General features: G+C 59.9%; 6 protein-coding genes. 2 read left to right on the top strand and 4 right to left on the bottom strand.

Going from position 1 to position 12417, the window contains the following annotated elements:
* Nucleotides 1–7: 7 nt before the first annotated feature.
* The gene (locus tag AC07OT_RS24295; protein WP_495109241.1) at nucleotides 8–5218 is read left to right on the top strand and encodes an AMP-binding protein; all 5211 of its coding nucleotides are present in this window, start codon (nucleotides 8–10) and stop codon (nucleotides 5216–5218) included.
* Nucleotides 5219–5269: 51 nt separating this feature from the next.
* Here AC07OT_RS24295 and AC07OT_RS24290 read toward each other — a convergent pair whose 3' ends face one another.
* Nucleotides 5270–6955: a cyclic peptide export ABC transporter gene (locus AC07OT_RS24290; protein ID WP_495109240.1), complete on the bottom strand. Its 1686-nt coding sequence runs from the start codon at nucleotides 6953–6955 to the stop codon at nucleotides 5270–5272.
* A gap of 42 nt (nucleotides 6956–6997) precedes the next feature.
* Nucleotides 6998–9412 (bottom strand): penicillin acylase family protein, encoded by a 2415-nt coding sequence (locus tag AC07OT_RS24285; RefSeq protein WP_495109239.1) that lies wholly within the window; start codon nucleotides 9410–9412, stop codon nucleotides 6998–7000.
* A 171-nt stretch (nucleotides 9413–9583) separates the two neighbouring features.
* On the opposite strand from AC07OT_RS24285, the gene AC07OT_RS24280 reads away from it, so the two are divergent.
* Nucleotides 9584–10345 (top strand): thioesterase II family protein, encoded by a 762-nt coding sequence (locus tag AC07OT_RS24280; protein ID WP_495109238.1) that lies wholly within the window; start codon nucleotides 9584–9586, stop codon nucleotides 10343–10345.
* 32 nt (nucleotides 10346–10377) lie between these two features.
* On the opposite strand, the gene sbnB is transcribed toward AC07OT_RS24280, so the two are convergent.
* Together sbnB and sbnA are read right to left on the bottom strand one after the other, a co-directional pair.
* Nucleotides 10378–11400, bottom strand: a complete 1023-nt coding sequence (gene sbnB, locus AC07OT_RS24275) for a 2,3-diaminopropionate biosynthesis protein SbnB (RefSeq protein WP_065939521.1) — start codon at nucleotides 11398–11400, stop codon at nucleotides 10378–10380.
* Between the two features lie 24 nt (nucleotides 11401–11424).
* Nucleotides 11425–12414, bottom strand: a complete 990-nt coding sequence (gene sbnA / locus AC07OT_RS24270; RefSeq protein WP_065939520.1) for a 2,3-diaminopropionate biosynthesis protein SbnA — start codon at nucleotides 12412–12414, stop codon at nucleotides 11425–11427.
* Nucleotides 12415–12417 lie beyond the last annotated feature (3 nt).

Raw genomic sequence — 12417 nt, 5'->3', positions numbered from 1 at the left:
CCACCCGATGAATTTCCAGACCAACACATTTGACGGCCTGTCTACCCTGGGTGAAATCCTCACATGGCGTGCCGTGCACGATGCCAATAAGCCTGCCTTTCGCTTTCTCGACAAGGATGGCCAGGAGCGAACACAGCTGGACTATGCCCAGCTGTATCAACGCTGCGCAGATGTCGCCAGCGCACTGCAAGGATGTGGAACGCGCGCAGGTGATCGCGTCGTCGTTTCGTGCTCCAGCCCGGCCGATTTCGTCTGCGCGTTCATGGGCACGTCCCTGCTGGGTGCCATCCCAGTTCCTGCGCCCGTCAACCGGGGACGCCGCCGTGAGCGGATCAATGCCATTGTCGCCGATTGCTCGCCGACGGCATGGATCATGGACGCCAGCACGGCGACCACCCCGAGCGTCATCCACCCTGAAATCAACCTGCTGACAATGGCCGATGTAGAACCTGGCCAAGGTTTTACCACCGCCAGCGTACCGGCCACCCAAGCTGCCTTCTTGCAGTACACCTCAGGCTCCACGGGGCAACCCAAGGGGGTGATCGTCACGCATGAGGGCTGGCTGGCCAACGCACGCATGATTCGCGCCGCGTTCGGGCATGACGCCCGCAGTCGCTTTGCCAACTGGCTTCCACTGTTTCACGACATGGGCTTGGTGGGCACGGTACTGCAGCCGCTTTTTCTCGGTGCCGAATCCATCCTGCTACCCACGGCGGGCTTTGTTGAACAGCCATCACGATGGCTGCAGATGGTTTCCGACTATCGCGCGCACACCAGCGGTGCGCCTGATTCGGCCTACCTGCTATGCGCGCGCGACACTGAAGCGCGAGCCCTGCGCAACATCGATCTGAGCGCCTGGAAAGTCGCCTTCAACGGCGCCGAGCCTGTGCGCGCGACCACCTTGAAAGCCTTTGCAGACGCCTTCAGCAACGTCGGTTTCCGTCAAGAATCATTCCTGCCCTGCTATGGCCTGGCAGAAGCGACACTGTTGTGCTCCGGAAAGAGTCGTGACAGCGTGCCGCGCCAAGTTCACCTGTCTCAGGCGGCCATGCGCACAGATCGGCTGGTGACTGTTTCGCCGCACGATGAAGACGCCAAGACCCTGGTTTCCCTCGGCCCTCCCGTCTGCGACATTGCCATTGCCCAGGTCGACACCGATGCCGCCGTGCTACCCGGCCAGATTGGTGAAATATGCCTCCGTGGACCGAACATCACCCCTGGATACTGGCCGCAAGATCGCGATGACCTGTCGAGTTATCACACCTCACACGACCACCGCTTTCTGCGCACCGGCGATCTGGGCTGCCTGATCGATGGTGAGCTGTTTATCGTCGGGCGCCAGAAAGACCTGTTGATCATCGCCGGGAGCAATCATCACTCCCAGGATATCGAAGAGACCGTGCGCGCTGCCCATGCCCTACTGACACCTGGGCTCGGCGCGGCCCTGGGGCTGAGCCCGGAGGAAATGCAGGCGGCGTTCGGTATCGAGTCCGCGGAGCGAGAAACCAACGACAGCGTGGTGGTCGTACATGAGGTCGGCCGACATACCCCGGCGGATCAGATCGACATCGCCATGCTTGCGCTACGGCAGGCCATCGCGCAAGAACACGGTATCGCCGTCGCCGCTGTCGTGATCGTTCACCAAGGTGGCGTGGAGCTCACCACCAGCGGCAAGGTCCGCCGGGCACAGATGCGCCATCAGTTGGTTCATCAGCAACTGAAAATGCTCGCACGCTGGACTCGCCCTGCCGAACAGCCTGCCGAGCCAACCTCTACCGCGCTTGAAGCCCTGAGGCTGGCGTACCGTCGACAGGCACCTGAGGCCATGATCGAAGCGCTTTGCCAGCTATGTGGGTACTGGGCAACCTCAACTAACCCAATTGTTGCGCAAACCCCACTGACAGACCTCGGTTTACCCAGCTTGCATGCCATGCGGTTGCTCTCGTGCATCCGCGCACAAACCGGCCTAAGGCTGCCCATGGGCTTGCTCTATGGCAACGCCACTGTTCTGGATCTGGCCACCACCCTTCAGTCCACCCGCGCGATGCCTGCCGAGGCGCCTGCCGCGCCCAGCCCGCTGCCTTTATCTGTGCATGCGGAACAAAAGCTCGGGCCGGATTCCCAGGCTATATGGATACGCCGCAAAGAAATCGGCGATGCCGCGTTTTTGCTGGCCTTTCAGGTCCGATGCAAGGCGTCACATTCAACGACACTGATCGCAGCGGCCCGTGCGTTGCCCCTGCGCCATAGGGCCTTGGCCCGCAGGTTCGCGGAACAGGCTGACATTGCCGTGATACTCGAGCAACCTCAAGCGCAACCGGCAGAGCTGCATCTGACGGGTGTACATGACGAAGCCCAGTGGCGCGATGAGCTCTCCAACGCACTGGAAACGCCCATGGACCTGGAGCAAGGTGCACTCCGGTTGGTCCATGGCGAACAATCCGGTGGCATGTACAGCGTACTGGTCATGGTGCATCACATCGTCGCGGACTTTACTTCATTGGCGCTCCTGGCCAACGACCTGCTCAACACCCTGACGCCGCAGCCGCACGAGCCATCGCCCCTGGAGGTTCGCCCAGCGTTGGCCCGCTCTCGCGACGAATCGGACAGCCGCGACGAAACGTACTGGGTGGACAACCTGCGTGACTGCACCTGGAGCACTTTCCCTACAGACTTTCACAACATACCGGACTATCGACATCCGCCCCATGAGGCATCTGTTTCGGTGCCTTCGACAGCGGTGTACCAGCGTGCCAGCGATTGGGGGCACACTCCCTTCGCCGTATTGCTGACGGCGTACGCCATCACACTCTGGCGCTACTCGCCAGACAACGATGTCGTCATTGCCGTGCCCATCTCGGTTCGCGATGACGCCCAGGACCCGACCAGCGTCGATTACCAGGTGAACCCACTGCCACTCAGGCTCTCACTGAACGAGCGAATGAGCCATGTCGACGCGGTGAAAGCCGTCGGCCAGGCGATCTTTTCTGCAATCGATCACCGCTCGCTGACACTCGGTCCGATCCTGAGTGCATTGCGCCGCAGTGGCCACGCTCACCAATCACTGGTGCTGGACAAGGCGGCCATTCATCTGTCATTGCCGCCCGGCCTGTCCCACGAGTGGGCAGGCCTGGGTTTGCGCAACAGCCATACGTCGATCGAGGCTGGGCCTTATTCACTGTCTGCGCTGCCCGTCACGCGGCTTGAACAAACCGTCGAACTGATTTCAGCCGAGTGTGCGGGCACGCTGCACGCGCTGCTCCGCATGGACGCTGACGTGTTATCCAAGGCCAGTGCCGAGCGCTTTGCCGCTCGCGTATCCGAATGCCTGCAACACCTCGTCGATGCGCCGGAAGAACTCATCAGTCCACATATCCCGCGTTCGGCCAGCGACACCCACAATGCCCTGGTATGGGGCCAACCCGCCTCCCAGGCAACCAACTCGACCTGCCTGCATACGCAGGTTGATCATTGGGTGCGCAACACGCCACAGAACACCGCCCTGCTGCTTGGCACTCGGTCCTGTAGCTATGAACAACTCGATGCCATGGCCGCGCGCATCCGTGACCAGATCCTCGGGGCAACCCATGGAAGGCACAACCCACGTATAGGCCTGCTGATAAAAGATCCGGTTTTGCAGGTGGCAGCCCTGCTCGGCACCTTGCAGGCGGGCGGGATCGCCATGGCACTCAACCACCAGGCGCCCGAAGATTACCTGGGCGCACGGATTGCAGCGGCCAATCCGGCACTGTTGCTGACCGATAGCGACCAGCCCCCTCTCCTGGGGCACCGTTGCACTGCCCTGGTCGATGTCACGGTACCCGGCGATAGGCCCCAATCTCCACGCTGTAGAGAGGTCGATAGCACAGCGCCCGCCTACCTGGTATTCACCTCCGGTTCAACCGGCACACCCAAGGGTATCGAGCAAAGCCACGCGGCCTTCTACCGCTTCCTCAAATGGCAGGCCCACGCCTTGTCCATTCAGCCAGGCACCCGGGTGGCACAAGTCGCAGTGGCCGGCTTCGATGTCAGCTTCTGCGAAATACTCGGCGCCCTCTGTTTTGGTGCGACCCTTTGCTTGCCCAATCGCGATACCGATCTGGCGCCGGGTAATTTCATGGCCTGGCTCGAGCGTGACCGTATCCACTGCGTACAGCTCATTTCATCGTTCGTCAGCGAAGTGCTGCGTTTCAGCCCGGGCCCATGGCCTTCGCACCTGCGCACCCTGGCCAATGTCGGTGAGGCACTGACGCCAGCACTGGCGAGCGAGATCCTGGGGCGCAGCCAGGCGCCGCTGGACCTGCTGAACCTCTATGGTCCCAGCGAGGTCGTCGCCGCCACCTACCATCATGTGACAGCAATGGACCTTCGCCGCCCCAAGATCCCGGTAGGTCGTCCGATCCATGAACGCACGTTGCTGGTTCTGAACAATGAAGGTGAACCTGTGCCCGTGGGCATCGAAGGTGATATCTGGGTAGAGACGTGGGACATGCCCCAGGACTACGCTTTTGGCGCGCCCGCCGTCGGCAACGGTTTCGTGCGCAAACCTGACCTTGTGCGCGCTATCAAAGGGCGTTACCGCACCGGTGACTGTGGGCGCTGGTTGAGCGACGGAGTGCTGGAGCTGGCGGGCCGTCGGGACAATCAGGTGAAGCTGCGAGGTGTGCGTATCGAACTGGGCGAAGTGGAAGCGGCCCTGCTACGTCATGAACACGTCGAGCAGTGTCTGGTCACCCTTGACCGCGAAGAAGGCGCCGATGCGACATTGATCGCCCTGGTGGTCGGCAGCACTGCGCTGGATACCACCGAGTTGCGCCGCTTCTGCCTCGAAGCGCTGCCGCATACCCACGTTCCTGGCGAGTTGCGCCGGGTGTCCAGCCTGCCGCGGCTGCTCAACGGCAAACTGGACCGCACGCGACTGGAACGAACCAAGCGATCGGTCACACCACCGACGTCTGCCACCACCAAGCTCAGTGCCAACGAACGCTTGATGATTGAGATCTGGAGCAGTTTTTTCCCTGAGGAAACGATTGATATCACCAGCAACTTCTTTGCAGTGGGAGGCAACTCGATCATTGCCATGCAACTGCTCAACGAAGTGATGCGGCGCACAGGCACTCAAGTTGCAATTGGCGAGTTCCTTGCCAATCCAACCGTGGAAGCGTTGGCCAGCAAAACGTTCAGCGCTTGCGCCGCAGCCAGCGCCGCCCTGACGTAGGCCGGCGCTCTTGCTGCGCCCGACATTGATCGCGGCGCAGCAAAGGCCCTGTTACCCTTCGCGATACGGCACTTTTACAGGCGTGCGGCTATCAACCAACTTGCCGGACTCCATCACCAGGATCTGATCAGCGATATCGAAATAACGGTCGTCGTGACTGATGATCACGACCGCCTTGTCCCGCGCGCGTAACGACGGAAGAATCTTGCGATAGAAAACCTCCTTGAAGGCAGGATCCTGGTCGGCCGCCCATTCATCGAAGACATACAGCGATCGATCCTCCATCAGCGCAACCATCAAGGCCAGACGTTTGCGTTGACCGTCAGAGAGAGCCAGGGTCGAAAACTGCCCATCCTCGATAGAGACTTTGCCTTCCAGCCCCAGGTCGACAAGGTGCATGCGCGCTTGCGCCAGGACGCGGTCGTCCAACGGACACAGCAGACGCTCGAACAGGTGGTAGTCGGAATAGATAGCCGAGACCTCCTGACGAAAACTCTCTCGAGACCTATCGGTCACGGGGTGCTCGCCAAAATGAATCCTGCCCTTCATGGGTAGATAATGCAGCGAGATCATTTTGCACAACGTGGATTTTCCAGAGCCATTGCCACCCACGATGAAGGTCAATTGCCCGCGCCTGATTTCAAAACCCACCGGGCCGACGCTGAAACCATCCTTGCGCGAGCTGCGAGGATGCTCGTAGACCAAGTCCTCGAATGTAATATGGCGCCAGGGTTGTACCGCCTCAAGGGCGTTTTGGGAGGGGTCCTCGGACAGCTCCGCGAACACGCGCTCCATACTGGCGACCGCGCTCTTGGCCATCGCGATCGGTGCGATCACATCCATGATCACCGCCACGGGGCCGGATACATAGAGCAGCGCCATCACGATACCGACCAACTCTGTGGTGCTCACCGCGTGATAGTTGATAAATACGAAGGCGACCACGCCGATCACGAAGAAACTCAGCAGGTCGCCATAGGCATTGGCGGCAACCAGCGTGGTGTAGGTCGCTTTGTCCGACTGCAGCAAATCCCGCTCATGGCCCATGACGACTTCATCCAGATAAGTGCGTCGGCTTGCCGAGTTGAGCTTGAGCTCCTTCGCGCCATACACCAGCCCCGTAATGGACTCCTGGAGTTTGCCGAATATCTGGCGCGATTTGCGAAAACTGCGGGTGCTCAAGAACACCGGCACCTGGTGGGTGACCACGCCGAACAGAATGGCCTGGAGCACAAAAACAAACGCTGGACCATTGAGAAAAGCGAGAAAACCCAATATCCCCAACAGGGTCACGCAGTTCATCAGCAGGTCAGGCAGCAGTTGCCCGCCGAGGATGATGCGCTTGACGTCTTCGGTCATTGTCGCCATCAACCGTGGCGCGCCCACACGCTCAAGATTGTGCAGGTCTGCCGAGAGGATTCGCGCATACAACCGGCTGCGCAGGCTCACGGTCATTTCCACCGAAATGCGCGTCAACATCACCCGTGAGGCCGTGCGAGCCACTAAAATGAAAAGGCACAAGGCGAGGAACACCGCCGCCAGCCTGTGATCCGCAATTTCGATGGAAAACAGCGTAAAGGGTTGGCTGTCCGCAACAGTCTCCCCTTCGCCTGCGCCGCGCAGGCTGCTCAGCACAATCGGTATGAGAAAGGCATAGCACACGCCTGCCAGGCACCCTAGTACCACGGCGGCAAAGAGTCGGTTGGGCGCCTGGCGCCCGAATTCACTGATCAGCATGTCAATTACCGTTGTTGCAGCATGGATTTCAAGCCAGATGGCTTATCTGGCAGAGGGCTCGGCATCGTCGAGTTTCACGTAATGACCCTGCTCGAAAGGCACCACCATGTCGGCGTAGTGCGGGCTCAATACGTTTCCAGACTGCCCTGTGGAGTTCATGTAGACGTGCTCGCTGTGCTCAGGGCCCATTTGCATGATCTGGCGGAAGCCGGCACCGGAGTATTTGAGGTAGCCCTCGGAATTCTTGAACACCGAATAGGCGATGTTGATGGTGTCCGTCGAGCCCGGCGTGCCGACCTTGCGTTCGAATAACGCATTGAGCGGTTTAACATTGCTGAAGGGAATATGCTCATAAAACGCACGCTGGATCTCACCCCACTTCCAGTTGCTCATGTCATCGCCCTTCAGCTTGCCGAGTTCATCCAGAGCTGCGTCCAGCGAACGTGACAGCGCATCGGCGCACGGTAGCGGCGACTGTGCCTGATCACACCAGGGGCTGGCAGGTTCAGTCAGCGAAGCGTACAAATCATCCGTCGTGGTACGCGCCATCAATGCGTTCAAATAGGTGTTATGACCCTTGGAGTTCCACGGCGCCTTGATTCTTTTGCCGTACAACTGGGTGGCAAGATGGCGCATCCACACATTGAAGATCGACGCCGCCTGGCTGTCCATGGCCATCTGGCCGTCCCACTGTTCAATGTACTTCAGGGCCGACTGCTGACGCGCCGTTCGGCCCTCGACCTTTTTCAGCACGGCCTGCATCTTGATTGCAGGCAAGCTCAGCACATCCAGCTGAATCTTCTGATGGGATTCAATGCCTATCCCTGTCCCGTTTGCTTTGTACAGGTCCAGCAACTGGGTAATGCGTTGCGCGCGCCCCGGCGGCGCCCAGTCGTTGGAAATGAAATACGGGTACTCGGGCCCTACTACCCGGTTATTGGCCGACACCAGGTAGCCGCTGGGCGGGTTGTAGCTGCGGGGCATTTCGCTTGCAGGGATGTATCCCTTCCATGCATAGGCGTCTGTTTCGCCGGCAACGGGCAAGCTTCCCTCGCCTTGCTGGCGAATCGGGATTCGCCCTGCCCCCAGGTAGCCGATATTACCCTTGGTATCTGCATACAGGAAATTCATCGCCGGGGACACGAACAAGGCCAGGGCCGACTGAAACGTCGCCCAATCCTGGGCGTAGTTCAGTTTCAGCAACGCCTCATACGTCGTATCCCCGGGATCCAGGGCCACCCAACGCAACGATGCGGTTGCGTCCAGCGCCGTTTCGCTGTCAGTAATCACGGGGCCATGGCGGGTGGAGCGCACCCGGATGTCTACCGGGTGGAGCGGCGGGCGCAAACTGGACGGGAAATCCGACCGCACTTGAATACTTTCCGTTCGACTCGCAAAGTTTTCCCATTGACCGTTACTCAAGTACTGCCCGGGCCTGCGTGTATCGGTGGTTTCGAAATACAGGTCCTGCACATCCGCCGTCATGCTGGTCGCCGCCCAAGCCAGGTCCGCATTACGCCCGAGCACCACGATGGGAAGCCCCACCAGACTCATGCCAGAACTCCTCAAGCGTGAGCCTTTGAGCACGACCGGATACCACCACGATGGCATGCTCAACCCCAGGTGCGGATCATTGGCGAGAATTGCATGCCCGTCTGTGGACAATCGCCCTGCCACGGCCCAGGCATTGCTACCCAGCCATTTGCCACCCAAATGCAATTCGTCCTGAACGCTCTGCGTAAGCCCCATGACCGATGTCAAGGCCTTCGCCCTGGCTTGCGCCTGGGTGTCCACGATAACGGGTTGCCCCTGGCCGCGATCCCGATAGAGGAAGGTCATCTCCTCTTTGGAAAGGTACTGGTTGCTGATGTAGCGCTCGATTTCTTCACTGAAGTTGCCCGACAGGTTCAAGGAGAACACTTTGATCCAGGCCAATGAGTCTGCAGGCGTCCAGGGCTCCGGCTTGATGCCCAGCGCAGTGAACTCCACCGGCAACGTGGGATGGCTGCCAATCCAGGCATTGATGCCCTCGGCATAGGCGTCAAGCGAATCCCGGGCTTCGGCGCTCAGGGCGGGCACGGCCGCCTGGGCGGCCCGGTACAGCCCCAATGTCCGGAACCAGGCGTCCTGCTTGACCATGCCTTGCCCGAACAGCTCACTCAAGCGTCCCTGGGCAATGCGCCGCTGTCGCTCAAGCTGCCATAAACGGTCCTGAGCGTGGGCATAGCCCAGGGCATAGAAGACCTCTCGATCATTACCAGCTTCGATATGCGGCACTCCCTGTTCGTCACGCAGGATATGCGCCACAGGGTTGCTCGAAACGTCGCCCTGCAACAGCTGCGTGTCCTGCTCGGGAAGCGCCGAGCGCAATTGATGAACGATCAGCCCCAACACGACCAGCAATGGAATGACGATGATCAAGATGACGCGCGTCAACAGTGGAAATTTCTTGCTCAAGAACTGAATCCTTTCATATCAATGCCTATGACCCGGTGGTCTTCAGGACATCATGCAAACCTTGGGAAGCGCTCACCGGTCATGCACAATGCGCCAATGCGTTCCAAACACTGCGCGGGACAGGTCCACCATAGGCTGCACCTCCCACGCTTTTTCATGACACCCTGATGGATGAATCTTGTGACCCCATCGTACAGTTCTTCTCCCTGGCTCATACCTCCAGTGCCTGCAGTACGTAGCAGACAGCTGTATTGCTTCCCCTACGCGGGCGGCAGCGCATCGAGCTTCGCCAACTGGCAAAAGCACCTGGGCGCCCTTGCCGATGTTTACGGCGTACAACTGCCAGGCCGAGGAACGCGGTTCTCGGAGCCCCCGCTGGTCAGCATGGATCACGTCGTGACCCCCTTGGCCGAATGCATCGCACAGGACGTCAGAGGCCCGTTCTTTTTCTTTGGCCATAGCCTGGGCGCTCTGGTGGCATTCGAAGTCAGCCGAAAGCTGCAGGCTTGGGGCTTGCCACCAGAGAAACTGTTTGTCTCTGGCTGTAATTCACCACCACTCTTCAATCTGGACCGGGGCACGATGGCTCTGGATGACCACTCGCTGACCATATGGCTGCGAAAAAACAATGGCACCCCCACCGACGTCCTTGAAAATCGCGAGTTCATGGAGTTGCTCATCCCCCTTATCCGCGCCGACCTGCACATGGCTCGCAGCTACACCTACCGCCCAGGCCCTGCGTTGCAGTGCCCGATCATCGTGTTGAACGGAACCGGGGATTTTCAGGTCAGCCCTGATAAAACCAACCGCTGGGCTGAAGAAACAGCTAGCCCGTGCCGCACCCACAGCTTTGAAGGTGACCACTTTTTCATCAACACCCAGCTGGATGCGGTCATCGCCTGCCTGAAACGGGAAATGGCCACAAGCACCTGAGCGCGCACCTGTACTCAGCGCTCCCAGGCGCCTCAGCTTGACCAGGACAGATTGGGAATATGAAACCCCGGGATCTCCATGGCTGTACCGGCCTTGGTCGCCGCTTCGAGCACCAGGCTCGCCACGGCCAGATCCAGTACGCCCAGGCCGAACGGTGAAAACACTCGAGGTCTGGAGAAATCCGGTTGCAGCGTGCCGCTCGCCAGATCGGCAAACGTACCGGCGACAAATGCCCTGGAACCCAATTGTTGCTCGGCCAGGTGCAACGAGGTATTTGCCTTCATACTGTGTTCCACATCATCGGTAATGTTCTGCACAGAGGCGATGACTTCCGGTGCCAGGTCACGCAAGGACAAATGCAGCACTGTCGGCGCCTGTGCAAACACACCGGCATCGTGAACATAGGGCGTGGCAGCAGTGGTGGCAAACACCACCAGGTCCGCGTCGCGGCAAGCCTGCTCCAGGTCTACCGCGCGTTGGGCAGATGTGCATTTGCCCTCCAGCCAGCCACAGAATCGGTCGGCGCTATCAGCGTGATGGTCATGCACCACAACCTCCCCCAGTGACCAGTTGCGGCCGATGAGGTACTCGACCACATGCCGTGCAATCAATCCGGCCCCCACAATCGCCAGACGCTGACTGCTACGGCCACGTCCAGACAACCTCTCGGCCGCCAGCACTGCCGAAGCCGCCGTGCGATGTGCACTGATCTGTGAGGCTTCCAGGCAGGCCCTTGGAAACCCGGTCGTGTAGTCGTTGAGAACCAGCACGGCAGAAGCCCGGGGCAGGTCCAATGCGGCGTTGGTCGGAAAGCTGGAGATCCATTTAAGCCCGGCGCAATCGAACGCACCTCCCAGGTAAGCTGGCAACGCGATAATGCGCGCCGAAGGCTTTTCGGCAAACCGCAGGAAGTAACTGTCCGGGTTCTCGGACTGGCCCTGCGCATGCAACAGATAGGCCTGCTCGACAACCTCGGCGATCGCATCGTGGGCGCGGGCCAGGACGTCGGTCACGGCGACACCCGGAACCAGGGTGAATGAAGGGGTAACGTTCAAAAAACATGCTCCTTGAATAAAAATTCAGTAACCGGTCGGCAACGCGCCGTAATGGTCGATGACCCAGTCATCGTCATAAATGGTATCCAGGTACTTGTCACCGGTATCCGGAGCGATCACAACCACGGTCTGCCCGTCCTGGAACTGCGACTCAAGTGCACGCACCGCAGCCAACACCGTGCCTGAAGAACCACCCAGCAGCAGACTGTAATTACGGGCAATGTGCCGACAGGCCCGTATGGTCTCCCGTTCCTCAACCTGTATGACCTGATCTGGCAAAGTGGTATCCAACAACTCAGGCACTCGGCCGCCTCCCAGCCCGGGGATCCTGCGAACTCCCGCCGGGCCGCCGAAAATCACGGAACCAACGGGATCGACGGCAACCAGGCGGGTAGAGGGCGACTCGCGGCGAAATACCTCGGCGCACCCCATGAACGTGCCAGAGGTGCCGACCCCCAACACCAGCCAGTCGGGACGTGGGATGTGCGCCAGGATTTCACGCGCCGTTTCCCGGGCATGCACCCCTTTGTTTGCCGGGTTTGCATACTGGTTTAACCACAGGCAATCGGGCTCTTCGAGGACTATCTGCCGCACCCTGGCAATTCGGGCACCCACAAAACCTTCAACCGGGTGAGGTTCAGACACCGAGACTATCTGCGCGCCATAGGCACGCATTGCCAACAGGTTGCTGCGCGACATGGATGGATCGGTGGCACAAATGAAACGGTAACCGCGCTGCTGACATGCGCAACTGAGGGCCACGCCTAGGTTGCCGGAGGACGACTCCACAATAGTGGTTTTGCCCGGCACTGCCCCTCCCAGCCTTTCGGCGTCATCGAGCAACGCGAGCGCGGTCTTGATCTTGATGGACCCGGTGATGTTGAAGCCCTCGAGCTTGGCAATCACTCGTGCACGCTCGCTGAACCCCTCAAGCTCATAAAACAGATCGCGAAAGATCAGGTCTTGGGGCTGCCTTGCCAACTTCCGGGGAGCGGCTGGCGATAGTCTGCTCATAGC

It is taken from the genome of Pseudomonas sp. GW821-FHT09C10 (assembly GCF_059418085.1).
Note: the sequence above shows the minus strand (reverse complement) of the source record. Positions and strands in the feature narration are given on the sequence as shown.